We start from the raw sequence: 25,768 nt of genomic DNA on the forward strand, positions 1-25,768 counted from the left end.
TGATTTAAACTCCTTTTTTAGTTATTTATCGATAGTCTTTAAAAAAGCCCAGTTTCCAATAGACTTAGTCCCGTACTCTAATTCCATAAAATCTAGCAATACATAATCATTCTTTTTATAAAACGGAACATTTTTTTCTGTACTGGTAATGAGCCCTAAGCGCTTGCAGCCCTTGGATTTGACATAAGGCTCAACTGCGTCTCTAAGAAAAGCACTGCCTACTCCTTGTCCTTTAACGGATGGATTAACTGCAAGGAGCATCAAATACCAGTCAAAGCTATTAGATTTTTTCAAATGTTCTTCGGAACGGTCTACTAAATCAAGATACTTCAAAAAATTTCGTGGGCTAATGTAGCGAAACAGTTTTATGACACCATTTAGCAAGTAAGATAGGATAGAAAAATCATTTTGTTGTAATAAGGCGACAGCTAGGATTTCTCCGTCTTGTTCAGCTACTAAACAGGTTTCTTCTTTGATATAGAGGCGAGTAAGGAGACTTTCTAATAGTTCTAAGAAAGCAGGATAGTTTTCAGGTTTCTTGAGATCATCTATGATTAGAGTTAAGAATGGATAGTCAAAGAAGCTATCGGCTATTACTTTTCCAATTTTTTGGTATTCGTCTAGCCTGGCTTTTCTGTATATTAATTTTTCCATTTATGAGCTCCTTTTTTAATGTTACAAAACAATGATAGTAGAATTTGCTATTTTTTTGATTAAAGTACCGAGTTATTACAAAAATATTACCAAATTTAGTCAGTTGAAGGATTGTTAGAAAATTCTTTCTGTAACACTGAATCTGATTCTAGAATATCGGATTAGACAGACAAAGAACACTCTAAAAAGTTAGAATTTTTAGAGTGTAGCTCAAATATTACTAAGTTTTATTTTGTTGGGATTGAGATTTCAATCAATTTTTCAGAGTAGAGGGTCTTGATATTAGCTTCATCGATATTTTGCTTTTCGATCTTGCGATTCAAGAAAAATTCTTGGATTTTTTCCATTTCTTGTTCGCGGATAGCACGATGTTTATTGGAAATGAGGATTTCATAATGAAGCGGTGCCTGAGTAAAGATAACATCAGTGTTGCCTGCAGAGTAGACTTCTACGAGTGTAGCGTCGGTACTCTCCAGTTGGCTTTTAACAAGGTTTGAGTGAGAATTAGTAGTGTTGATGAGCTTCATAGGCTTTCCTCCTGTGTTTCTGTTTCTATTATAGCACTTTTTGGAAAAATTGGAAAAGTTAATTTAAACTTGATGCTGTTTTTTCCAAGCTTCAATTGCCCATTTATGACTGCCACGCTTTAAGTTAGCAATGGCTTCATCGATTGGGAACCAAGCTAGATGATTGAAGTCCTCCAAAGGTTTTTGGATTTCTTGATAAGAAGTAGCTTCGTAGAGATAGGCTGGATTGTAGTAGTAAGTATCACGATGGCTGGAATAGAAATACTCATCTGCTTGTCCATAATAAGTGCCAATCTCAGCTGTAAAACCTAATTCTTCAATCAGTTCTCGTTTGAGAGCTTCAAAATGATCTTCACCTGCTTCAATCTCGCCACCAGGCAAGAACCATGCACCATTTGGAGCTTGAACGAGGATAATCTTTTCATGTGCTGAGTCAGGGATGACTGCATAAACACCATATCTAGTTTTGTAGGTTACACCCTCTTTTTTTTCTCCAAAGGTTGGATTTGTCATAAATTTCTCCTTTATGTGTGCGCTTTCTTTCTATCATATTAAAGAATGCTCTTACTGTCAAGTAAGAACATTCTTTTAGTATGTGGAATTAGTCATTTGAGTCAACTGTTTCCAATTTATTTTTTGATTTAATCATGATTTTACCATTGCTAGTCATGACAGCCTTGAGGTTTTTCTCACTTGGATTTTCAAGGTAATAGTCCGTGATTGCATCTTCGATGTAGTCTTGGATGGTACGACGGAGTGGACGAGCTCCCATTTTTGGATCATAACCAAGGTCTACAAGTTTTTCTTTAACCTTATCTGTTACATCCAAATGGATGTTATTGCTTGAGAGTCGTTTATTGACATCATCTAACATGAGATCAACGATTTGAAGGAGATTTTCCTTGCTGAGAGCCTTGAATTCGATAATACCATCAAAACGGTTCATGAATTCGGGGCTAAAGAAGTTGCCTAATTCTCCAAGGACTGAGTTGGTACGGCCTTCACGAGTAGCACCAAATCCAACACTAGCTTCTGCCTTACCTGTACCTGCATTTGAGGTCATGATAATGATGGCGTCTTTAAAGCTAACAGTACGACCTTGCCCATCCGTTAAACGACCATCATCCAAGACTTGAAGGAACATATGCATAACATCTGGATGGGCTTTTTCAACTTCATCCAAGAGGATCAGTGAGTAGGGGTTACGACGAACTTTTTCAGTCAATTGACCTGCTTCATCATAGCCTACGTATCCTGGAGGGGCACCGACGAGTTTAGCCACACTGTGTTTTTCCATGTATTCACTCATATCAAAGCGAATCATGCTGTCAGCAGAGCCAAAGAGTTCGATAGCTAGTTGTTTAGAAAGTTCTGTTTTACCGACACCAGTAGGACCAACAAAGAGGAAGCTACCGATTGGACGGTTTGGAGTACCGAGTCCAACACGGTTACGACGGATAGCCTTAGCGATTTTATCAACTGCATCATCTTGACCAATAACATGAGCCTTGAGGTCATCTGCTAGGTTGATGAGTTGAGACTGTTCTTTTTCCTTAAGGTCACCAACTGGGATATTAGTCTTTTGTTCGATGATGTGTTCAATCGTCTTTTCGCTGATGATTGGGGTATCCTGATCCGTTACCTTTGTCTTTTGCATTTCCTTATATTTGGCAATCTGGTCACGGAAGTAGGCTGCTTTTTCAAAATCTTCATCGCGGGTTGCTTGTGCCTTCAGATTTTCTGCTTCGATTAAGCGTTGGTCGATGACTTTAGGATCTACAAAATTCAAGGTTAAGTTCATTTTTGAACCAGCTTCATCTAGAAGGTCAATGGCCTTGTCTGGCAAGAAACGATCTTGGATGTAGCGGTTAGAAAGGGTAGCGGCCGCTTCGATAGCGCCGTCAGTATAATGAACGTGGTGGTAATCTTCGTATTTCTTTTGGATACCTTTCAGGATAATAATGGTTTCTTCCACAGTTGGTTCATCAACTTTGACAGGTTGCATACGACGTTCAAGGGCAGCATCTTTTTCGATGATGCGATATTCATTGAGGGTAGTAGCACCAACCAGTTGGAGTTCGCCACGAGCAAGAGCTGGTTTTAGGATATTTCCTGCATCCATATTCCCTTCTCCTGCTGAACCAGCACCGACAATTTCATGAATTTCGTCAATGAAGAGAATAACATCCTCGCGCTCACGAATTTCTTCCATGAGTTTTTGCATGCGCTCTTCAAACTGACCTCGGATACCTGTTCCTTGAACAAGGCTAACGACATCTAAGCGGATGACTTCCTTACCTTGAAGCTTATGCGGAACATCACCGTCAACAATTTTCTGAGCTAAACCTTCGACAACAGCTGTCTTACCAACACCGGGCTCACCGATGAGGACAGGGTTGTTTTTTGTTCTGCGGTTGAGGATTTCAATGACACGGATTATCTCTTCGTCGCGGCCAATTACAGGGTCAATATTTCCACGACGGGCAATCTCAGTGACATTGATACCATATTCATCCAAGAGTCCTTTTTCCTGGATTGGTGGTGGGGTTTGGGCAGGACCACGATTTTGGGAACCATAGCCACCATTTCCACCGTATCCACCCCCTGACTGAGTTGGGGGGATATTGTTGTTATTAGAAGAAGGTCTAAAGTTGTTGAGATCGTTAAAGAAGTCTCCAAAGGGATCAAAATCACGGTTGTTTAAATCTGTAATGCCCTTGAATAAGCTATTGTTAGGATCTGTTTTGATAATTTTGTAGCAATTTTGACAAAGGTCGATTTGCTTTTGTTGCCCATTGAGATTGGTATAAAGATGAATCGTTGAGTCATTGATTTTACAGTTTTGACAGAGCATACCGCCACCTCATTTCTTTCTTAGTCTTGACTAAATCCAAAAGGTCAAAAATAGTCAAACAAGTATATAATTTAATTATATCATGATTATTGGGCAATTCAAGTAAAAAGATTGGATACTAGCACTATTAATAGAAGAGCGCTAATCGTGAGAAAATCTTGATAGTAAGAAAAAAATCCTATTTGTCATGCAAAAAGGATTCTCGTTTGTGAAAGGCGGTGGGACAGAAATCGATAGACAAAGTCTCGATTTCGTAGTCCCAGCCCCGCGAAGATGATTAGGAGTTTTGGGAGTCTAAAAGACGAACGAAAAGTCCAATCAGCTACCGCGTCAAAGTTTGATTGCTAATAAAAAGTGAGGTCGGGATCTTTTTTCCCAACCTCTGTATATCTATTATTAGTATAGAAGTTCGTAAATTTCCATCGCAATCAAGTCGATGCTGTCAAAAGTATATGTTTCACGAGCTTCAACATCACGAAGTGTAAAGATTGGGCCATTTTCTTCATCATGGTTAAAAGCAACTTCAGCTACAACAACTCCCTCGCGCTCAAAGTTACGTTTTAAGTTACCACCATCTTTTGTCATTGCTTCTAGGCGGTTGATGATTCTAACCAAATGTGATTCCATTTTGATTCTCCTCCATTTCTTATCGTTACTATTTTACCATAAAGAGTATCCACTTGACTAGAAAAAACTAAGATTTCTCGCTATTTCTGTTTTCTTTGAAATTTTATTGAAAATAAAAGGAAAAAGATTGCATTTTTATTCAAAACATGTTATACTCATACAAGTTTTAAGTTAGACTTAGAAAGTAGTGGATTTATGAATTTTTCTTTTTTACCTAAATATCTGCCATATTTTAATTATGGTGCTCTCGTAACGGTCTTGATTTCGGTTTTGGTTGTCTTTTTGGGGACAATTTTAGGGATAGTCTTGGCTTTTGCTCAACGTTCTAAAATGAAGCCCTTAGCTTGGCTTGCCAATATTTATATTTGGATTTTCCGTGGAACACCTATGATGGTACAGATCATGATTGCTTTTGCTCTTATGCACATCAATGCTCCTACAATTCAGATTGGAGTTTTGGGAGTTGATTTTTCACGTTTGATTCCAGGGATTATCATTATCTCTATGAATAGTGGTGCCTATGTATCAGAAACAGTTCGTGCTGGTATCAGTGCAGTACCTAAAGGGCAATTAGAGGCGGCTTACTCTCTAGGGATTCGTCCTAAAAATGCTATGCGCTATGTCATCTTGCCACAGGCTATCAAGAATATCTTGCCAGCCTTGGGGAATGAGTTTATTACCATTATCAAGGATAGTTCACTCTTGTCAGCAATCGGTGTTATGGAATTGTGGAATGGAGCTACTACGGTGTCAACAACCACCTACCTACCTTTAACTCCACTCTTATTTGCGGCCTTTTACTACTTGATTATGACCTCTATCTTGACACTAGCCTTGAAAGCTTTTGAAAATCGTATGGGACAAGGAGAGAAAAAATAATGACTGAAACGCTTATAAAAATTGAAAATCTTCATAAAAACTTTGGGAAAAATGAAGTTTTAAAAGGAATTGATCTGGAGATTAAAAAGGGAGAAGTTGTGGTGATTATCGGACCGTCAGGTAGCGGGAAGTCAACCCTCCTTCGCTCCATGAATCTCCTCGAAGAAGCGACAAAAGGAAAGGTCATCTTTGAAGGAGTGGATATTACGGATAAGAAAAATGACCTCTTTGCCATGCGTGAAAAGATGGGAATGGTATTCCAACAGTTCAATCTCTTCCCCAATATGACAGTGAAGGAAAACATCACGCTTTCTCCTATCAAGACCAAAGGGGAAAGTAAGGAAGTTGCTGAGAAGAGAGCGCATGAGCTCTTGGAAAAGGTTGGTTTACCAGATAAGGCAGATGCTTATCCACAAAGTTTGTCTGGTGGACAGCAACAACGTATCGCTATCGCTCGTGGTCTTGCCATGGAACCAGATGTCCTACTCTTTGATGAACCAACTTCTGCCCTAGACCCAGAAATGGTAGGGGAAGTACTAGCAGTTATGCAAGAACTTGCTAAGTCAGGAATGACCATGGTCATCGTGACGCATGAGATGGGCTTTGCGCGTGAGGTGGCAGATCGTGTCATCTTTATGGCTGATGGCGTTGTTGTTGAAGACGGAACTCCAGAGCAAGTCTTTGAACAAAGCCAAGAACAAAGAACCAAGGATTTCTTGAGTAAGGTTTTGTAAGAATATCGTAATTTAGAAAAGCTCGATAAGGGCTTTTTCTTATAGTTTCAGACTATAAGGTCTCTTAGGTAAGAAGTGTTAGAGGGACAAGTATATTTTTGATATAATAGAAGATATTTGTTAGAAAAGAGAAAACACATGACACAGATTATTGATGGGAAGGCCTTGGCGGCCAAGTTACAGGGACAATTGGCTGAAAAGACTGCGAAATTGAAAGAAGAGACAGGCTTGGTGCCTGGTTTGGTCGTTATTTTAGTCGGAGAAAATCCAGCCAGCCAAGTTTACGTTCGTAACAAGGAACGTTCAGCTATTGCAGCAGGATTCCAGAGTGAAGTTGTGCGAGTTCCAGAAACAATTACCCAAGAGGAATTGTTGGATTTGATTGCCAAATACAATCAAGATCCAGCTTGGCATGGTATTTTGGTTCAATTGCCTTTACCAAAACACATCGATGAAGAGGCTGTTTTACTAGCCATTGATCCAGAAAAGGATGTGGATGGTTTTCATCCGCTCAACATGGGACGCCTTTGGTCTGGTCACCCAGTTATGATTCCTTCAACTCCTGCTGGTATTATGGAAATGTTTCATGAGTATGGGATTGAACTAGAAGGTAAGAATGCAGTCGTCATTGGTCGTTCTAATATTGTCGGTAAACCAATGGCCCAGTTGTTATTAGCTAAGAATGCAACTGTAACCTTGACCCACTCACGAACACATAATCTTGCCAAGGTAGCTTCTAAGGCCGATATTCTTGTCGTAGCAATTGGTCGTGCTAAGTTTGTGACTGCTGACTTTGTCAAACCTGGAGCAGTTGTCATTGATGTGGGGATGAACCGAGATGAAAATGGCAAGCTCTGTGGAGATGTTGACTATGATGCTGTTGCGCCAATCGCTAGCCATATCACACCTGTACCTGGTGGAGTTGGGCCTATGACCATTACCATGCTTATGGAGCAGACTTATCAAGCTGCATTGCGTAGTTTGGATAGATAATACAAGCATTGATTTTATATAGTGAAGAAACAAGTTCTAAAAAATGAACTTGTTTTTTCTTGCACTTATTTTAATAAAATTACAGTAAAACTTCTACAAATTATTGAAAAAACTCTACTATTTTGATATATTAAAAGCATCAATATTTATATGGATAAAATAAGTAAGCGTCTAGAGGGAGGTTTATTTTTTGGAGTAAAATGTAATCGCTTACTAGAACATTGGAAAGGAACAATAATGGATAAGAGATTTTTTGAAAAACGGTGTCATTATAGTATTCGTAAATTTGCCATTGGTGCGGCTTCAGTTATGATTGGAGCTAGTATATTTGGTCTTCAGGTGGTTCAAGCAGCTGAAACCGAAACAGCAAGTCCCAGCGAGGAAACGATTCATCAAGTTCAACCTTTAGATAAGCTTCCAGATGAGGTTGCTGCAGCAATTGCAAAAGCTGAGCAAAATGGCCCACAAGATTCCGCTACTGAAAAAGAAAACAATACTGTTGAATCCGCAAAACCAATAACTGAAGAAAAGGTGACTGAGGCAACAAGTCCTAAGGAAGAAAAGGGAGCGGAAGTAGTCAGCCCTAAAGAAGACAAAGTTGAAAAAACTGAAAAACCTGCTGCTGAAGCGAATGGGAAAGAGTCTACAATTTCAGAAGCAAGTTCTGAAAAGCCAGCAGTTCGAGAAGAACATACTGATACAACTAATCAGAATAAACCTGTAACGGATGATAAAAGCAAGGAAGAAAAAGCTTCTGCAAGTGAATCACCTCAAGCTACAAAAGAGAAGGAAAAAGAAAATCAGCTCCTTGAAGAGAGAAAACAAAATTTCAACAAAGACTGGTATTTTAAACTAAACGCTCAAGGTGACTTTTCTAAGAAAGATGTGGATGTTCATGACTGGTCTAAGTTGAACCTTCCTCATGACTGGAGTATCTATTTTGATTTTGACCACAAGTCTCCTGCTCGAAATGAAGGCGGTCAATTAAACGGGGGTACTGCCTGGTATCGCAAGACCTTCACGGTTGACGAAAGTGCTAAAGACAAGGATGTTCGGATCAACTTTGATGGTGTCTACATGGACTCTAAAGTCTATGTAAATGGTAAATTTGTCGGTCATTATCCAAGTGGTTACAATCATTTTTCATACGATATTACTGAATTTTTAAATAAAGATGGTAGTGAAAATACCATTGCTGTCCAAGTTACTAATAAGCAACCAAGTAGTCGTTGGTACTCAGGAAGTGGTATCTATCGCGATGTTACTTTGAGCTATCGTGACAAGGTGCAGGTAGCTGAAAATGGAAATCATATCACAACTCCAAAACTAGCTGAACAAAAAGATGGCAATGTTGAAACACAAATCCAAAGCAAGATCAAAAATACTGTCAAGACTTTAGCCAAGGTATTTGTGGAGCAACAGATTTTTACTAAGGAAGGTAAGGCTGTTTCAGATTTGGTTCGTTCTGTAACTAAGAGCTTAGCAGGAAATGAGACAGCTGACTTTAAGCAAACGATTTTGGTTAATAAGCCAACCCTCTGGACAACCAAAAGCTACCATCCTCAGCTCTATGTTCTGAAAACCAAGGTTTATAAGGATGGTCAGCTAGTTGATGTGACAGAAGATACTTTTGGTTATCGTTATTTCAACTGGACAGCTAAGGAAGGATTCTCTCTTAATGGCGAGAGAATGAAATTCCATGGAGTTAGTATCCACCATGATAACGGTGCCTTGGGAGCAGAAGAAAATTATAAGGCAACCTATCGTAAATTAAAACTCCTGAAAGATATGGGAGTTAACTCTATCCGTACAACCCACAATCCAGCAAGTCCACAGTTGCTCGATGCTGCAGCAAATCTAGGACTTTTGGTTCAAGAAGAAGCCTTTGATACTTGGTATCGTGGCAAGAAAACGTATGACTATGGACGTTTCTTTGACCAAGATGCAACTCACCCAGAAGCTAAGAAGGGTGAGAAGTGGTCTGATTTTGACCTCAGAACCATGGTTGAACGTGATAAAAATAATCCATCTATCGTTATGTGGTCCCTCGGTAATGAGGTTGATGAAGCAGATGGTGGTGAGCGTTCGCTAGAAACAGCCAAGCGTTTGAAAGCAATCATCAAAGCAATTGATACAGAACGCTATGTGACCATGGGGGAAAATAAATTTAGTCGTAGGTCTACAGGCTTGTTCTTAGAATTGGCAGCAATCATGGATGCTGTTGGTATGAACTATGGGGAACGGAATTATGATGCAGTTCGGAAGGAACATCCAGATTGGTTGATTTATGGTTCTGAAACTTCTTCAGCAACTCGAACTCGTGATTCTTATTTTGATCCTGCTCATTTACTCTGGCACGACAATCGTCCAAATCGTCATTATGAACAGTCAGACTATGGTAATGATCGTGTAGCCTGGGGTAGAACAGCTACTGAATCTTGGACATTTGACCGTGATCGTGCTGGCTATGCAGGTCAGTTCATCTGGACTGGTTTTGACTATATCGGTGAACCTACACCATGGCATAACCAAGATAATACACCAGTGAAAAGCTCTTACTTTGGTATCATTGATACGGCAGGCTTGCCTAAGAATGATTTCTATCTCTACCGTAGTGAATGGTATAGTGCCAAAGAAAAACCAACTGTTCGTATCATGCCTCACTGGAATTGGACTGAAGAAACGCTCAAGGAACGTAATATGCTGGTCAATGGTAAGGTTCCAGTTCGGACCTTCTCAAATGCCGCTAGTGTAGAATTGTTCTTGAACAATGAGTCCCTCGGTAAGAAAGAATTTGTTAAGAAAACAACTGAAGATGGTCGCCCTTATCACGAGGGAGCTAAGCCAAGTGAATTATATCTTGAGTGGTTGGTGGACTATAAACCAGGTACCTTAACAGCTATTGCTCGTGATGAAAATGGTAAAGAAATTGCGCGTGATAGTGTGACAACAGCAGGGGAGCCAGCTAGAGTTCGTCTCACCAAGGAAGAACATGTTATCACTGCAGATGGCAAAGATTTGTCTTATATCCATTATGAAATCGTTGATGAAGACGGCAATGTTGTACCAACTGCCAATAATCTTGTTCATTTCAATCTTCATGGGCAAGGGCAAATCGTTGGTGTGGACAATGGGGAACAAGCTAGCCGTGAACGTTATAAGGCTCAGAAAGATGGTACATGGCAAAGAAAAGCCTTCAATGGTAAAGGTGTTGTCATTGTAAAATCGACTGAAAAAGAAGGCAAATTCACCTTATATGCGGATTCTGCAGGTTTAGCCTCTGATCATGCAACAGTCACAACCGTTTCAGGCAAGAAAGAAAATCGCCATTTTGTCGCTTTTGCCCCTGTGAAGGCAAGAACTGATGTCAGCGAAAATCCTAAATTGCCAGAGACTGTGACAGCTATTTATAGCGATGGTAGTGTTGAAGAAAAAGCTGTGACTTGGGACATCCCAGAAGATCTCCTTGCAAGTGCTGGTGAGAAAAAAGTCCTTGGTAGTGTGGAAGGACTCGAAGCCAAGGCTGAAGCCCTTGTCAAGGTCGTTGCGCTTGATAAGTGGTTGCCTAAGGTAGCAACAGTCCCAGTGGGAACAGCAGCAGAAGATTTGGATAAAACTGTAACGGCTGTTTTGTCAGATGGTAACTTGGTTGATGCGAATGTCGTTTCTTGGACCTTGAAAGATCCATCTGCCTTGACAAAAGAAGGTGGACGTACTGAAGCAACTGGTAAATTGGAAGGCAATGACTACGAGGTTACGGCAACCTTTATCGCGAGTGATAAGGAAACAGAAAGTACTGTTACAGGTCTCACGGTTGGTGACAAGTCTCTTGAAAACTTTGAGCCTGGAAAGACCTACTACCGAGTATCCCTTCCTTATACTGCTAAAATCCCAAGTGTTGGAGCACAGACAACAGGCTATCAGGTAACCGTTCAACAAGCTTCAGCAGCTAATGATTATCAGGCTTCTGTATTTTTGAGTGACCAAAAGGGCGATTTAGTTCAAACTTATTTGATTCAGTTTGTGAAGGAAGCTCCTGCCTTGACACGCTTGGAAGTAAGTGTTGAAGGAAAAGAAAATGCAACAGAAGACCAAGTTCTCCCTTATCATGTCATTGGGCACTACGAAGATGGTTCACAAACTGAATTTTCAGCGTCAGATATCCATTTGGAAGCTAAGTCAGCTGATGGTGGACATCTTGAGGTGAATGGTAAGAACTTACTTCTTTACAAAAAAGGTAGTGTAACCCTCACTCCTCGTATTGACAATCAAACTGATAAGACTCAGTCTGTAGCAACTGAACTTGTGATAAAAGAAAATACAGTAGACAAGAAAATTGTCAAACTTCATCCTGTTTCTATCTCTACAGATATCAATCAGCAACCGAATTTGCCTGATCAAATCGGAGCAGAATTTGATAAGGGCTTGCCTCGTAAGGTAGCTGTAACTTGGGACAAGGTAGATGCCAAAGAACTTGGTTACTATCATAGCTTTACCCTTAAAGGTCATGTCGAAGGTACAGATATTGAAGCTGTAGCAAATGTAACTGTAGAAGGTTTGCAGGTTACTGAAGAAATCAGCCTCACTCTTCCTAAGGGTGAAACTGTTCAATTACCTGCTAGTGTCCGTGCTTATCATTCTAATGGAACAACTGTCTATAAAGATGTCCTTTGGGACAAGGTTCCTGAAAACTTTAGTCAGACTGAAGGTATCTATGAAATCAAGGGTCAATTAGTGGGTAGCCATCTAACTACCAAGGCCCATGTCCGTGTTTCTAGTCAAGTTGTTGCTGGAAATAATATCTCTAAACAGTGGACTGGTTCTCAATTGCCAGCTGCTATTGTATCCAATACGGGTGGTGATGATTCAGCTAGTACTTTGAACGACTTGACAGTTTCAAGAGCCAATACAGATGTTAAGAATCGATGGACTACATGGCAAACAGGCACAGATAATGATTGGGCGTCTATCTTGTTTGGTAATTCAGGTGATTTGACCAAACGATTTGTCGATAATCTTTCCGTTGATTTCTACACAGACGGAGCTATCGGACTTCCAAAAGAATATGTCATCGAATACTATGTCGGTCAAGAAGTTCCAGATCTTCCAAACGATGTCAATCATGCTCAAGGAGATACCAAGCATCCATTCAACAATGCTGCCAACTGGAAGGCTGTAGAAAATCTTCACGCTCCTGGACAATTATCTGCAGGTCAAACAAACCACTTTACATTTGATAAGGTTGAAACTTATGCTGTTCGTATGCGTATGAAGAAGGCAGATGGAAAGGCTGGTGTTGGTTTAACAGAAATCACTATTTTAGGAAGTAAGGTTCCAAGTGCTACCAGCTCTGAAATTTCTATCCAAGTAGATGGCAAGAAGCTGGAACATTTCAATCCATCTAAGACAGAGTATTATATTCCTCAAGCAAGCAAGGAAATCACTGCCACAGCCAGCAACAACGGTTTGGTAACGGTTGTTCCTGCAACAAGTGAAAAAGGTGCGACACGTCTTATCTTGAAAGCTGAGGATGGAACTGTTCTTAAAGAATATCGTATCTTCCGTGATGACGAAAAAGAGTCAACACAACCAGTAGCTGCGGAAAATAGTGCCCAGACCTTGAATGTTGGCGATCAACTTCAATTGCCTGCCGAAGTAACAGTCTACTATCCATCACAGACTGGCTGGGTTAAAGCTAATCTTGCTGTCCAATGGGATGCAGTCCCAGAACATGCGACTGCCCAAGAAGGTAACTTTGAAGTGCTTGGTCATGTTCTAGGAACAGACTTAACAACCAAGATGCAAGTAACAGTTGTTACAAAAGGTAATCAAGTTATCTCAGAAAATGCAAGCAATAATGCGACAGATTCTAAAGCTTTTGCATCTACTACAAATGATACACAAGCAGCTTCTCGGGATAAGATTTTCTATATCAACGATGGTCATTTTAACGAAGATGGACGTTGGACTAACTGGTCTCGTACTCCGAAAGACCAAGAAACATCTGTGGGAATTCTCTTTAAGAAGAATGGTCAGATTACACCTCAGTCTGTTGGAAAAGTAGCTATTCAGTTCTTTAAAGACAGTGGAACAGACGCACCAGCGACAATGGTATTAGAAAGATATGTTGGGCCTGCCTATACAGAACCAAGCACTATTTCTCGTTATGAAGAAAATGCGGATCATCCATTTAATAAGGCAGAAAACTGGCAAGAAATTCCTTATAAGGCATCTGGAGAAATCGTAGCTGGTAAACCAATCGAATTTACCTTTGATCCAATTCAGACAACAGCTATTCGAGCACGCATGACTCGTAAATCTACAACTAATGGTCTAGCAATGGTCGAATTTAGTGCTTACTCTCCTGCTAAAGCAAACGATGTGGAAACTCCTTCAGTGACTATTTCGGTTGCTGGAAAAGCATTGGAAAATTTTGATCCTGCGGTTTCAGATTATACAGTGAACTTAAATGGCACTAAACCACAGGTGACTGCTCAAGCAAGTGGTCACGGTGTGACAACGGTTGTTGAGTCTAGTCAGGATAATCTTCCTAGCCTTGTTCGTCTTCTTGCTAAGGATGGTAGTCTTATCAAGGAATATCGTATTCACTTCAAACCTAGTCACCGTATTGTTCCTGAAGAAGGCGACCAAAGTCCTGTTCTCGAACGACCAAGTTTAGAAGTTGTCAAGACCGAAATTCCATTTAAGGAAATTATTCGTGAAAACAATGACTTAGCTCAAGATGAACGTCGTGTAATCTCAGAAGGTAAGAAGGGTGAAAGAGTTGATTATGTTGAGGTTCTAGGATCTAACCGTACCACTGTTCATACGGATACGACAGAGGCGCAAGATCGAGTTGTTGAAGTTAAGGTCAAACCAGCCATTACTACAAGTAAGGGTGATGAGCCAGCTCCAGTGGTAGAAGTCCCAGAATTCAAGGGTGGTGTCAATGCAGTAGAGGCAGCTAAGCATGAGTTGCCAGAATACACAGATGCAATCGGGACAGCAGGTGATGAGCCAGCACCAGTAGTAGAAGTCCCAGAATTTGAAGGTGGTGTCAATGCAGTAGAAGCCGCTAAGAATGAATTGCCAGAATACACAGAGGCAGTTGGCACAGTAGGCGACGAGCCAGCACCAGTAGTAGAAGTCCCAGAATTTAATGGTGGTGTCAATGCAGTAGAAGCCGCTAAGAATGAATTGCCAGAATACACAGAGGCACTTGGCACAGTAGGCGACGAGCCAGCACCAGTAGTAGAAGTCCCAGAATTTGAGGGCGGCGTCAATGCAGTAGAAGCCGCTAAAAACGAGTTGCCAGAATACACAGAGGCAGTTGGCACAGTAGGCGATGATCCAGCTCCAGTAGTAGAAATCCCAGAATTCAAGGGTGGTGTCAATGCAGTAGAGGCAGCTAAGAATGAAGTCCCAGAATTTACAGGTGGCGTCAATGCTGCTGAAGCTGTCAAGAATGAGTTGCCAGAATACACAGGAACAGTGGCTACAGCTGGAAATGAGCCTGCACCAAATCTTGTTAAACCAGCCGAAGAGGTTCGAATTTTGACTGATAAGGAAACTGGAGTTCTGGTAGCAGGGCTAACTACAGAGTTATCTAAAGACCTCAAGCTTCAAGTTCAAAAGGTTCTACGTCAAGAATTAGCTGGTAAGCACTACGATGCTTATCAAGTGAAATTGCTGGATAAGGACAACCAAGAAGTTGAACTCAAAGGCGCTGTCCTAGTGAGATTACCAGTCAAGGGACAGGTTCAAGGAGTTTATCACATGAGCTTAGATCAAGGCTTACAGGTTCAAAAGGTGACGCTTGTAGGTGACATGGTTGAATTTGTCACTAAAGATCTAGGACTTTATGCGATTGTCTATAAAGAACAAAACCAAGAACCAGTAAAACCAGTAGAACAAGCTCATGGGCCAGCAGTTAATGGAGAAAACTTTGAAAATGCTTCAGAGAAAGTAGATTCAGCAAGACTTCCAGAAACAGGTGAAAGTCGATCTGATACAGCTGCCTTCCTAGCAAGTCTCAGTCTTGTTTTATCAGTAGCTCTACTAACAGTTAAACGTAAAGAAAAATAGAGTTTGGAACTCTACATTGCTGATTGATTGTAGAAATACTTGGACTATCCCAGTGGATAGGATCGAAAAATGCTACAACCATATGGAGAGGACCTCTAGGTTCTCTCCGTTTTTTAAAATAGGGATGAAACCGCTTAGATGAGTGGTTGGAGGAAAGGAATAGAAGAAAGATGGATCATCAATTTTTTGAGAAACGTTGTCATTATAGCATTCGAAAATTTGCAATAGGAGCAGCCTCTGTTATGGTAGGTGCGAGTATCTTTGGAGCTAGTATGGTACAAGCGGCAGAGACAGAGCCCGCACTAGAAGCAGAAACGAGTCTTACACAACTTCCACCAGAGGATAAGTTATCACCAGAATTGGCAGGCGCTATTAAAAGTGCAGAGGCAGACTTTGTTTCAGAGACTAAAGTGGAAGAGGTAGCTACTAAGTCCCAAGCTCTCGAAGAAACTTCTTCAAAACCAGTAGAAACTAAAAATTCTACAGTAGAGAAGGGAGTAACAACCGTAGAAAATGCTTCTACAGAAGTAGCTCCTACTGAGACTAATGCAGTTACAGAACCCACGAAACCAGCTGAAGTAAATGGAACGGTGGAGAAAGCTGATTCATTTACAGCAGACAAACCTGCAAGTAAAGCAGAAATTGATGCCGCAAAATCTCAAGTAGCTAAAAAAGAATATACGGTATTCCCAAGACCTCAAAAGGTAACTTATGGCGATGGCGTCACTGCTCTAGAAGGAAAGGTAAATCTTGTCTTTAGCGATGGCTTAGATATTTATACACGTAACCGTGCCAAAGAAGTTCTCCAAGCTAGTAATGTATCCTATACTACCAGTACAAAAGCTACAGAAGGGGCGACCAATATTTTCCTTGGAGTGCGTGGGAAAGCTCCTCTGGCAGAAAAAGAAGTCCAAGATATTTCGTCTGAATTATACGATAAAATTGATGCCTATGTCTTGCGCGTGAAGGACAATAAGATTTCGATTGTCGGAAAGGATACCGATGCTGTCTTCTTTGGACTAACAACCTTGAAACAGATGCTGAAGGAGAGTCCTGTCCCAGTTCTTCGAGATGTGACCGTAGAAGACTACGCAGAAGTGAAGAATCGTGGCTTTATCGAAGGTTATTATGGAAATCCTTGGACCAAAGAAAACCGTGAAGAGCTGATGCGCTATGGTGGCGACTTGAAGTTAACTCAGTACTTCTTTGCGCCAAAAGACGATCCCTATCACAATGCCAAATGGCGTGAACTCTATCCAGAAGAAAAAATGTCAGAGATTCGTGATCTAGCTCGTGTGGGGAATGAAACAAAGACTCGTTATGTATGGACCATACATCCATTTATGCATAACAAAATGCGTTTTGACACGGATGAATTATATAAACAAGATTTAGATGTCATTAAAGCGAAATTCACCCAATTGCTGGATGCAGGGGTACGTGAATTTGGTGTTCTAGCTGATGATGCAGCCTGGCCTGTTGGTGGCTACAATAGTTATGTTCGGTTAATGACCGACCTGACAAATTGGCTAACTGAACAAGAAACAAAATACAGTGGCCTTCGTAAAGATATGATTTTCGTTCCAGCCTGGTATATGGGACAAGGGACAGAAGATGAACTTCGCACGCTTAACGAACGCCTTCCAGAAACGGTTCATTTAACCCTAACAGGGGGTAAGGTATGGGGTGCAGTTGACCAAACCTTCCTAACAAATTTGAAGAAGAATTTGACAGAAGGTGGCAAGAAGTATCGTCCGATTCATTTTTGGATTAACTGGCCTTGTAATGATAATACCAAGCAACACTTGATTCTGGGTGGTGGTGAAAAATTCTTACATCCCAATGTTGATTTGTCCTTGGCGCAGGGCATTATGCTAAATCCGATGCAACAATCCGAAGCTTCAAAGGTAGCCCTCTTTGATGTGGCTCAGTATGGTTGGAAGCAATGGAGAAGTGCGGAAGAAGCTGAAAAAATCAATGATATGGCCTTTAACTATGTGGTCAATGGAAATTTTGAGGAAAGTGATGTATCAAAAGCCTTTCGTGAACTTGGTAAGCATATGCGCAACCAAAACCGCCCTCCACATGTCACAAAATTGGAAGAATCTGTTGAGCTTGCACCTAAATTGACAGACTTTTATAACAAATTGAAGGCTGGTCAAAATGTAGATGCAGAGAGAAAAGAATTAAAGGGTATCTTTGCAAACTTGAAGGCTGACGCCCTCCTTCTGAAAGAAAAAGGGGACAAGAAGCTTTTTGACCAAATCCACTACTGGTTAGATAATACAGTGGATCAGATGGATGCTTTAGAAGCTTTGCTGACAGCGACAGAAGGTCTAGCTGAAAAGAATGATGCTAAGGTTTGGGAGCAATACTATGCTGGGGTTAAGTATTACGATCAGTCTATTAGTTACTCTTTCTTCTATGTAGACCATTATGAACGGGCAGTGTTTGGAGTGCAACATATTCGTCCATTTATCAATAACTTAAAGGAATACTTGGCTACGCATATCCAAACTATGCTGCATCCAGATAAACTTGTGACCACCTTTATTACCAACCGTGCGGGGATTGAAGGAGGTCTTGCAGAAGTAACAGACGGCGACTTGGATACTCATGCGATTGTCAAGACGACAACCGTTATTGAACGAGATGATTATGTAGGACTTCGTTTCAATAAAGCCATTAAGGTCCATACGCTAGGTTTTGCTACAGGTACAAAGACAGCCGATAATTATACCTTCGGAAATGCCCTTGTGGAATATCAAAACGAACAGGGCGACTGGGTAGCTCTCACAAGTCCCGCCTACACAGGTAGAGAACGTACGCTTGAATTTACTAATCTTGATATTACGGCACAAGCAGTTCGTATGCGTGCCACTGCTAAGAAAGATAATGCTTGGCTTGCCATGCGTGAGATTGCTGTCAATAGACCGCTCGAACTTGGAAGCAAGAAGGTAAAAGGGATCATTACTCTAAGTCCAAATCTGGTTTACAAGTATGGAACCAGTGTGCTTCAAATGCAAGATGGCAAAGATAACACCGAATCTATGATGGCTCATGCCAACCAAACAAATGTGACTCCAGAAAATGCTTGGGTTCAAATGGACTTGGGTGGAGCTAAGAAAGTGAAACATGTTCATCTAGTTCAAGGGGAAGGTGACAAACTAGCAGCTGGTGTCATCGAATATTCTACAGACGGTACAAACTGGAAGGTACTTCAGACCTTAGCTGGGGATCGAATTTCAGATATTAGCCAAAACTTCACCGCCCAATACGTTCGTGTTCGTAACACGCAACTGCTCAGTAAATGGTGGAGAATTGCGGACTTTAGAGTTGACGTCGATACACCAAATACTGATTTGACCGTCACCAATGTCGACAGCCTGAAGGAAACGCCAGTAGTGGACAGTCGTGGTCGTTATGAAATGACCTTACCCCAAGGGAATCATCTTCCAGCAAATGGCTATCTTGGCTTGAAATTGGACCGCCTCCATGAAGCTAGTTCAATTGCACTTGAAGGTGCAGGTGAAACAGGTTTGACACTGGAATATTCAGCAAATGAAGTGGAATGGATGAGCGCTGACCAACTTCCAGAACACGCCTTGGTACGCTATGTACGCATCGTGAACAAAACAGATAAGGATCAAGCGCTTCCTACTGGAAAATTAGTCGTTAAGACAAAAGAAGTGGCTCCAACTGAACTCTCATCAACCACTATGGGTATTCACCAATATTATGGTGCTAATGATGTTCGTCGCGTTCACAACCTTGGTCAACTGTTTGATGGAGACTTTAATAATTTTGTAGAATTTTCTGATTACCAACGTAAAAACGGGGAAATTGTCATGAAACTAGGCACAACTCGTCACATCAAGAAGATTCGTGCCTATATTCAGGACGCTCAGCGTAATTATTTGCGTGATGGGAAGATTCAAGTTAGTGAAGATGGTAAGAACTGGACGGATGTTGTAACAGTCGGAGATGGTGTGGAAAATGAAATTCGTGATAATTCCTTGACCGACGGCTGGACACATGATTCTGCTAACCCAGGAAATCGTTATATTGAAGGTATTCTGGATCAACCTGTAACTGCTAAGTTCATGCGTGTTCTCTTTACAGCGGATTATAATGCTCGTTTTGTAGGATTTAGCGAAATCGTGATCAATGATGGTGAATTTATCAATCCTGAAAATAATCCTACAGTGACAGGAACTGGTAGCGAAGAAGCGGATAACCTGAAGAAAAATATGACTGACGGAAATGTCTTGACAAGCTATGCAGCTACTGAAGATAAAGGAGAGCTTGTTTATCATTTATCTGAAGAAACCAAGGCCAATCATGTTCGCTTGATTGCTGACTTGCCAGAAGGTGCAAAAGTAAATGTTCAAGTTCGTACCTTGAATGATGCTGGTGAATCAGTATGGAAAAACTTGGGTGAAGTAAGATCAAGTTTCCAAACCTTTGCCCTTTCAGGAAAAAATTCACGGGTTCTCGATGTAAAAGTTTCTTGGGAAGGTGGAGAACCAGAATTCTACGAAATGACTACCTTCTATCAAGAAGTGGAAAACGATCCAACACCGACAACAAGTAAAGGAGACGAACCAGCTCCAGTGGTAGAAGTGCCAGAATTTGAAGGTGGTGTCAATGCAGTAGAAGCAGCTAAGCATGAGTTGCCAGAATACACAGATGAAATCGGCACAGCAGGTGAGGATCCAGCTCCAGTAGTAGAAATCCCAGAATTCAAGGGTGGTGTCAATGCTGTGGAAGCTGTTAAGCATGAATTGCCAGAGTACACAGATGCAATCGGCACAGTAGGCGATGAGCTAGCTCCGGTAGTAGAAGTTCCAGAATTTGAGGGCGGAGTCAATGCAGTAGAAGCCGCTAAGCATGAGTTACCAGAGTACACAAATGCAATCGGCACAGTAGGCGATGAGCCAGCTCCAGTAGTAGAAATCCCAGAATTCAAGGGTGGTGTCAATGCAGTAGAGGCAGCTAAGAATGAAGTCCCAGAATTTACAGGTGGCGTTAATGCTGTGGAAGCAGCCAAGAACGAGCTGCCAGAATATACAGGAACAGTAGCTACAGCTGGAAATGAGCCTGCACCAATTCTTGTTAAACCAGCCGAAGAGGTTCGAATTTTGACTGATAAGGAAACTGGAGTTCTGGTAGCAGGGCTAACTACAGAGTTATCTAAAGACCTCAAACTTCAAGTTCAAAAGGTTCTACGTCAAGAATTAGCTGGTAAGCACTACGATGCTTATCAAGTGAAATTGCTGGATAAGGACAACCAAGAAGTTGAACTCAAAGGTGTTGTCCTAGTGAGATTGCCAGTCAAGGGACAGGTTCAAGGAGTTTATCACATGAGCTTAGATCAAGGCTTGCAGGTTCAAAAGGTGACGCTTGTAGGTGACATGGTTGAATTTGTCACCAAAGATCTAGGACTTTATGCGATTGTCTATAAAGAACAAAACCAAGAACCAGTAAAACCAGTAGAACAAGCTCATGAACCAGCAGTTAAGGGAGAAAACTTTGAAAATGCTTCAGAGAAAGTAGATTCAGCAAGACTTCCAGAAACAGGTGAAAGTCGACCTGACACAGCTGCCTTCCTAGCAAGTCTCAGTCTTGTTTTGTCAGTGGCACTACTAACAGTTAAACGTAAAGAAAAGTAAGACTGATAACTCCCAGCTATAAAAAAGCTAATCGTTATAAATGAAGAGGCTGGGACAAAAGTCCTAGCCTCTCAATTGTCTTTGGATTGCCGAGCAAGACGCAGTGGTTGAGTGGGCTCTACTACGCTGATTTCATCAGCTTTTACAGCCCTACTCAACTGTGCGGAGGTGGGACGACGAAATCGAATTCTAACGAATTACCGATTTCTGTCCCACTCTCTTTATTAATTGGGTAGTGAGGTGTATAATTGAAGTAAGAGAATCTGAGGAGAAGAACCATGATTGTAAAAGTCTGTAATGCAGATTTTAGTCTCCAGTGGGATGGAATCTATCAATTTGCTCTTGAAAACTATCCTCAGATTAAAGAATGGGAATTGGAGAAGCTAGCAAAGTTTATTGCTTATGAACAGGACTATCGTCGTCAGATCATTGTGGAATGTGAGGATCTCGAATTAAATAAACAAATTCATGATTACTTGCAAGAGCATAGCTTTTTTCCTCCGTATAGACCAAGTCATCGCCTTGTAGCTTCTACCTATGATATCCAGAGGAAGTTGGTTACTTCAAATTATTGTAGTCATACTTGTACAGTTGAGGTGGCTCAGGCTATTTTTCAGACTGGAAAACTCAGGTCGGCGGTTAAAGTATTTGGTAAAAGTGGGGCTGAGCTAGTTACAGATAGTCGTAATGCAGCTTCTGATCCAGCAGACTATTTTGACTATATCATGTTCGGATGGTCTAATACGACTTCGGGTTACCGACTCGCTATGGAGCGTTTGTTAGGACGGGCACCGTCTGAGGAGGAATTGCAAGAAAAGTTCATTCCTGGCGTTAGTTTTCATTTTCTGTATGAAGAATTAATTCAAGCGCCAGGTTATATCTTTGATGGCTATCATGTTGCGAAGGTAAGAGATAGGTTAGATTTGAATACCTTTCTTCATTTGTGTATCATCCCGTCAAAAGATAAGGCTTGTTTTGAAGGTTTGATTCCTTGTCAATTACAAGATAGAGTGATTTACCTAGACTATGAGGGAGAAGGGTTACAGGCTTGGAATACCAAGGTTAATCAAGTACTACATGGTAAGGATAAGTTGAAGGAGTAGTGTATGAAAGAGATTGATCAAGCTCTACTGAAAAAAGTGATCATCGAGCGTTCTCGTTCTAGTCATAAGGGAGACTATGGTCGTCTTCTCTTGATTGGAGGGACTTATCCCTATGGGGGAGCGATTGTTATGGCTGCCTTAGGGGCTGTTAAAAGTGGCGCAGGCTTAGTGACAGTAGCAACGGATAAGGAGAATATTTCAGCTCTGCATAGCCATCTGCCGGAGGCTATGGCTTTTGACCTTGATGATAAGCAATTACTGGAGCAACAGTTACAGAAAGCAAGTGTTGTCTTGGTCGGACCTGGACTAGTGGATGATAAGCATGGAGAACAGCTTCTCCAAACAGTTTTTTTTCATTTAAATCAAGACCAGACTCTCATACTGGATGGTGGTGCCTTATCCATTTTTGCGAAGACGGGAATGAAATTTCCTAAAGCCCATCTAGTTTTAACTCCTCACCAAAGGGAATGGCAAGTCTTGTCAGGCTTAGATTTGGATTCCCAAGGAAGCAAGGAAACAGGAGAGGCTTTGAAGAGCTTTCCTTCAGGAACGATTTTAGTCCAAAAAGGTCCAGCTACTCGAATCTGGCAAGCCGGGCATGCTGATTTTTATCAGCTGGGTGTTGGCGGTCCCTATCAAGCGACTGGCGGCATGGGGGATACTCTGGCTGGGATGATCGCTGGCTTTGCAGGCCAATTTCCACAAGCAAGTCTCTATGAAAGAGTGACAGTAGCGACCTATTTACATTCAGCAATTGCCCAAGAACTAGCTGAGGACAATTTTGTAGTTCTGCCAACCACGATTAGTCAACATATCCCAGCCTTCATGAAGAAAATACAAAAAGACACCTGAGGTTTTCAGGTGCCTTTTAAGGATTAGAAGAGTCCTTTGACCTTATCAACAAGATTACCGATTCCTTCTGAGCCTGAAATCAAAGTTTGTGCTTGGTTAAGATACTCACCGAGTTGGTCCTTGTTTTCTTCGACAAAGGTTTTTGCGGCAGCCAAATCTTTTTTCTCGATTAGCTCTTTTACTTGATTAAACAAATCTAATGGGTTCATGATGTCCCTCCTTTTCTAAACTTCTATTCAATCATTTTTTAGAAAAACTTGCAAGAAACTTGACCCTTCCAATAAAGTTCATGGATGTCAAATTGTGTAAATTTTGATATAATTTTTAATGATGAATTTTAGAAATGATCGGTACGTGGTCGTGGATTTAGAGGCAACCAGTACCGGAAGCAAGGCAAAAATTATCCAAGTGGGAATCGTGGTCATTGAAAATGGCGAGATTGTTGACCAATTTGCAACGGATGTCAATCCCCACGAACCCTTGGATTCTCATATCAAAGAATTAACGGGCTTGACCGATCAGCGACTAGCAGAGGCACCAGAATTTTCTCAGGTGGCTGGAAAAATTTTTGACTTGGTCAAGGACGGTGTTTTTGTTGCGCACAATGTCCAGTTTGATGCCAATTTGTTGGCAGAATTTCTCTTTTTCGAAGGCTATGAATTGCGCACTCCCCGTATCGATACAGTCGAGTTGGCTCAGGTGTTTTATCCTCAGCTTGAAAAATACAACCTGGGAATTCTCTGTCAAGAGTTGGGAATTTCACTAGAAAAAGCCCATACTGCCTTATCAGATGCCCAAGCAACAGCAGAGCTCTTTCTTTGTATGCGACAAAAAATGTTTGGACTGCCAAAAGGCTTATTGGAGCGCTTGTTAAGTTTGTCAGATGGTTTATTATATGAGTCTTATCTGGTCATCGAGGAAGTTTATCAGAAGCAGTCTATCCTAGTTGAACATGACTTGGTAGAGGTGCAAGGTTTATTTTTAAGAAAAGAAAAGCCAGCCCTTTCTCCACGTAAACTATCGAAAGATTTCCAAACCAATATTGCCTTGTTGGATTTGGAAGATAGACTTCCGCAAGCTAGCTTTTCTCAAAAGGTTCAAGATTTTCTACAGAATGAGAAAATTGCTTTTGTGCAAGCTCAGACTGGAATTGGGAAAACCTACGGCTATTTGTTACCCGCTTTATCACTAGAAAACGATAAAGGAATCCTTCTCAGTGTTCCTACTAAAGTTCTACAAAATCAAGTGATGCAAGAAGAGGCTCGTAGATTGGAAGAGGTCTTTCACCTTTCGATTCATAATCTTAAAGGACCACAGAATTATCTAAAACTAGATGCCTTTCATCATGCACTAGAGGAAGAAGAGTCCAATCGCTTGTACACACGTTTTAAGATGCAACTCCTGGTTTGGTTAACCGAGACAGAAACGGGGGACCTAGACGAGATTGGTCAGCTTTACCGTTACCAGCAGTTTTTACCAAACTTGGTGCATGATGGGAATCTTCCCAAAGCTTCTCTCTTTTGGTTAGAGGATTTTTGGAGACGGGGGCAGAAAAAAGCTCGCTCTTGCCAGCTACTTGTGACAAATCATGCTTATCTCGTTACCCGACTTGAGGATGATCCCAGTCTACTAGAGGGCCGTCTCTTGATTTTGGATGAGGCCCAGAAGATCTTACTAACTTTGGAAAGTCTTTTACAAAAGAGTTTCGTTTTAAACGACATAGTAGACCGGCTAGATCAAGCTCTAGTTCGAGAAGAAGGGACGCTTCAGAGACGCTTGATGGAGAGTATTCGCTTTGAGCTTTGTCATTTGATGGACCAGTTCCTATCTGGCAAACGAAGAATGTGCCCTGCGACAACAATGGCACAACTCCAACAGGATTTCTCAGAGTTAGAAGTTCAAGGTTTCCGGGATTGTCAGCGATTTTTCTGCACTGATGGAGAATTTTGGCTATCAGCCTCAGACTTGTCTAGCAAGAAGGTTGTCATTTCTTCCAGTCGCAATCAACGTCTGCTCTTTTCGGAAATCTTTCCAGAGACTTGTCAACTCTTAGCTGTCTCTGCAACCTTGGAAATTAGTAGCAGAGTATCTTTACCAGAACTAATGGGATTCCCGCATGCAGCCTTTGACAGACTGGATGAGAATTTTCAAGAAAATCAAGAAATCTTGGTTGTTAAGGATTTTCCATTGGTGACTGAAACCTCTCAAGAAGACTATGCTCAGGCTCTTGTAGAAGTGCTGGAAGATTTGTCTTATCTTAAAGAGCCCATGCTTGTTTTATTCACTTCAAAAGATCTTTTGTTGCAGGTATCAGACTCTCTATCTCTTTCTCATTTAGCCCAATATAAAAACGGAGATCCGGCTCAACTCAAGAAACGATTTGAAAGAGGAGACTCTCAACTCTTACTAGGGACAGGTAGTTTTTGGGAGGGAGTTGATTTTGCGACTCACCCTCGAGTGATTGAAGTGGTGACACGCCTGCCCTTCCAAAATCCAGAAGACCCCTTTACGAAAAAAATGAATCAGGAACTGCGTCTGGAAGGGAAAAATCCTTTCTACGACTATCAACTGCCAATGGCTATTATTCGCCTCAAACAAGCAATTGGTAGAACCATGCGTCGTCTAGGGCAACGCTCCTCTGTCCTTATCTTGGATAGCCGAATGACAAGCAAGCGATATGGAAAGCAGATTGGCAAAGCCTTGTCACAGACTAGTCGAGTGAGAGAAATTGGCAAAGAGCAAGTATTCTCAAAAGTTCAAGAATTTTTACATAAAAAATAAAATAAAC

13 protein-coding genes and 2 pseudogenes are annotated in these 25,768 nt (G+C 41.2%); 9 read left to right on the forward strand and 6 right to left on the reverse strand.

All coding sequences use genetic code 11. The annotated features are described in order from the left end of the window. Positions 1-21: 21 nt before the first annotated feature. From AAFQ93_RS05145 to AAFQ93_RS05165, 5 genes are all read right to left on the reverse strand, one after another. The gene (locus AAFQ93_RS05145; protein ID WP_375554854.1) at positions 22-654 is read right to left on the reverse strand and encodes a GNAT family N-acetyltransferase; all 633 of its coding nucleotides are present in this window, start codon (positions 652-654) and stop codon (positions 22-24) included. A gap of 227 nt (positions 655-881) precedes the next feature. Continuing rightward, positions 882-1,181 carry a DUF1827 family protein gene (locus AAFQ93_RS05150; RefSeq protein ID WP_153225417.1) on the reverse strand — a complete coding sequence of 100 codons (300 nt, stop codon included), beginning with the start codon at positions 1,179-1,181 and terminating at the stop codon, positions 882-884. Between the two features lie 63 nt (positions 1,182-1,244). Beyond that, positions 1,245-1,694 (reverse strand): NUDIX hydrolase, encoded by a 450-nt coding sequence (locus AAFQ93_RS05155; RefSeq protein WP_045762885.1) that lies wholly within the window; start codon positions 1,692-1,694, stop codon positions 1,245-1,247. Between the two features lie 88 nt (positions 1,695-1,782). Continuing rightward, positions 1,783-4,035, reverse strand: coding sequence for an AAA family ATPase (locus AAFQ93_RS05160; RefSeq protein WP_375554855.1), 2,253 nt, complete (start codon positions 4,033-4,035; stop codon positions 1,783-1,785). A gap of 396 nt (positions 4,036-4,431) precedes the next feature. After that, the gene (locus tag AAFQ93_RS05165; protein ID WP_000443576.1) at positions 4,432-4,662 is read right to left on the reverse strand and encodes a DUF1797 family protein; all 231 of its coding nucleotides are present in this window, start codon (positions 4,660-4,662) and stop codon (positions 4,432-4,434) included. A 195-nt stretch (positions 4,663-4,857) separates the two neighbouring features. Here AAFQ93_RS05165 and AAFQ93_RS05170 point away from each other — a divergent pair, with 195 nt between their 5' ends. From AAFQ93_RS05170 to AAFQ93_RS05205, 8 genes and pseudogenes are all read left to right on the forward strand, one after another. After that, positions 4,858-5,541: an amino acid ABC transporter permease gene (locus AAFQ93_RS05170; protein WP_223140764.1), complete on the forward strand. Its 684-nt coding sequence runs from the start codon at positions 4,858-4,860 to the stop codon at positions 5,539-5,541. Continuing rightward, positions 5,541-6,275: an amino acid ABC transporter ATP-binding protein gene (locus AAFQ93_RS05175; RefSeq protein WP_223140765.1), complete on the forward strand. Its 735-nt coding sequence runs from the start codon at positions 5,541-5,543 to the stop codon at positions 6,273-6,275. The genes AAFQ93_RS05170 and AAFQ93_RS05175 overlap by 1 nt, the downstream gene beginning before the upstream one ends. Before the next feature lie 138 nt (positions 6,276-6,413). Then, positions 6,414-7,268, forward strand: a complete 855-nt coding sequence (locus AAFQ93_RS05180; protein WP_000192098.1) for a bifunctional methylenetetrahydrofolate dehydrogenase/methenyltetrahydrofolate cyclohydrolase — start codon at positions 6,414-6,416, stop codon at positions 7,266-7,268. Positions 7,269-7,505: 237 nt separating this feature from the next. Continuing rightward, positions 7,506-15,353: an SIALI-17 repeat-containing surface protein gene (locus tag AAFQ93_RS05185; RefSeq protein ID WP_375554856.1), complete on the forward strand. Its 7,848-nt coding sequence runs from the start codon at positions 7,506-7,508 to the stop codon at positions 15,351-15,353. Between the two features lie 170 nt (positions 15,354-15,523). Further along, positions 15,524-15,592 (forward strand): annotated as a pseudogene (locus tag AAFQ93_RS05190) (YSIRK-type signal peptide-containing protein); the annotation flags it as partial. 291 nt (positions 15,593-15,883) lie between these two features. After that, a pseudogene (locus tag AAFQ93_RS05195) lies at positions 15,884-21,025 on the forward strand (SIALI-17 repeat-containing surface protein); the annotation flags it as partial. A 278-nt stretch (positions 21,026-21,303) separates the two neighbouring features. Next, a complete protein-coding gene (locus tag AAFQ93_RS05200) occupies positions 21,304-22,128 on the forward strand; it encodes a phosphate ABC transporter ATPase (protein WP_223140768.1) in 825 nt (274 codons plus the stop codon). A gap of 3 nt (positions 22,129-22,131) precedes the next feature. Beyond that, complete coding sequence (locus AAFQ93_RS05205; RefSeq protein ID WP_223140769.1) at positions 22,132-22,980, forward strand: NAD(P)H-hydrate dehydratase; 849 nt, start codon at positions 22,132-22,134, stop codon at positions 22,978-22,980. A gap of 23 nt (positions 22,981-23,003) precedes the next feature. Here AAFQ93_RS05205 and AAFQ93_RS05210 read toward each other — a convergent pair whose 3' ends face one another. After that, positions 23,004-23,189, reverse strand: coding sequence for a hypothetical protein (locus tag AAFQ93_RS05210; RefSeq protein ID WP_060955516.1), 186 nt, complete (start codon positions 23,187-23,189; stop codon positions 23,004-23,006). Between the two features lie 118 nt (positions 23,190-23,307). On the opposite strand from AAFQ93_RS05210, the gene AAFQ93_RS05215 reads away from it, so the two are divergent. After that, on the forward strand, positions 23,308-25,761 hold the full coding sequence (locus AAFQ93_RS05215) for a bifunctional DnaQ family exonuclease/ATP-dependent helicase (protein ID WP_375554857.1): 2,454 nt from the start codon (positions 23,308-23,310) through the stop codon (positions 25,759-25,761). Positions 25,762-25,768 lie beyond the last annotated feature (7 nt).

It is taken from the genome of Streptococcus nidrosiense (assembly GCF_042140045.1).
GTDB lineage: Bacteria > Bacillota > Bacilli > Lactobacillales > Streptococcaceae > Streptococcus > Streptococcus nidrosiense.

Excerpts from the sequence above, each read along its gene's own strand:
- AAFQ93_RS05145 (WP_375554854.1), bottom strand. The coding sequence starts at position 654 with ATGGAAAAATTAATATACAGAAAAGCCAGGCTAGACGAATACCAAAAA.
- AAFQ93_RS05150 (WP_153225417.1), bottom strand. The coding sequence starts at position 1,181 with ATGAAGCTCATCAACACTACTAATTCTCACTCAAACCTTGTTAAAAGC.
- AAFQ93_RS05155 (WP_045762885.1), bottom strand. The coding sequence starts at position 1,694 with ATGACAAATCCAACCTTTGGAGAAAAAAAAGAGGGTGTAACCTACAAA.
- AAFQ93_RS05160 (WP_375554855.1), bottom strand. The coding sequence starts at position 4,035 with ATGCTCTGTCAAAACTGTAAAATCAATGACTCAACGATTCATCTTTAT.
- AAFQ93_RS05165 (WP_000443576.1), bottom strand. The coding sequence starts at position 4,662 with ATGGAATCACATTTGGTTAGAATCATCAACCGCCTAGAAGCAATGACA.
- AAFQ93_RS05170 (WP_223140764.1), top strand. The coding sequence starts at position 4,858 with ATGAATTTTTCTTTTTTACCTAAATATCTGCCATATTTTAATTATGGT.
- AAFQ93_RS05175 (WP_223140765.1), top strand. The coding sequence starts at position 5,541 with ATGACTGAAACGCTTATAAAAATTGAAAATCTTCATAAAAACTTTGGG.
- AAFQ93_RS05180 (WP_000192098.1), top strand. The coding sequence starts at position 6,414 with ATGACACAGATTATTGATGGGAAGGCCTTGGCGGCCAAGTTACAGGGA.
- AAFQ93_RS05185 (WP_375554856.1), top strand. The coding sequence starts at position 7,506 with ATGGATAAGAGATTTTTTGAAAAACGGTGTCATTATAGTATTCGTAAA.
- AAFQ93_RS05200 (WP_223140768.1), top strand. The coding sequence starts at position 21,304 with ATGATTGTAAAAGTCTGTAATGCAGATTTTAGTCTCCAGTGGGATGGA.
- AAFQ93_RS05205 (WP_223140769.1), top strand. The coding sequence starts at position 22,132 with ATGAAAGAGATTGATCAAGCTCTACTGAAAAAAGTGATCATCGAGCGT.
- AAFQ93_RS05210 (WP_060955516.1), bottom strand. The coding sequence starts at position 23,189 with ATGAACCCATTAGATTTGTTTAATCAAGTAAAAGAGCTAATCGAGAAA.
- AAFQ93_RS05215 (WP_375554857.1), top strand. The coding sequence starts at position 23,308 with ATGATGAATTTTAGAAATGATCGGTACGTGGTCGTGGATTTAGAGGCA.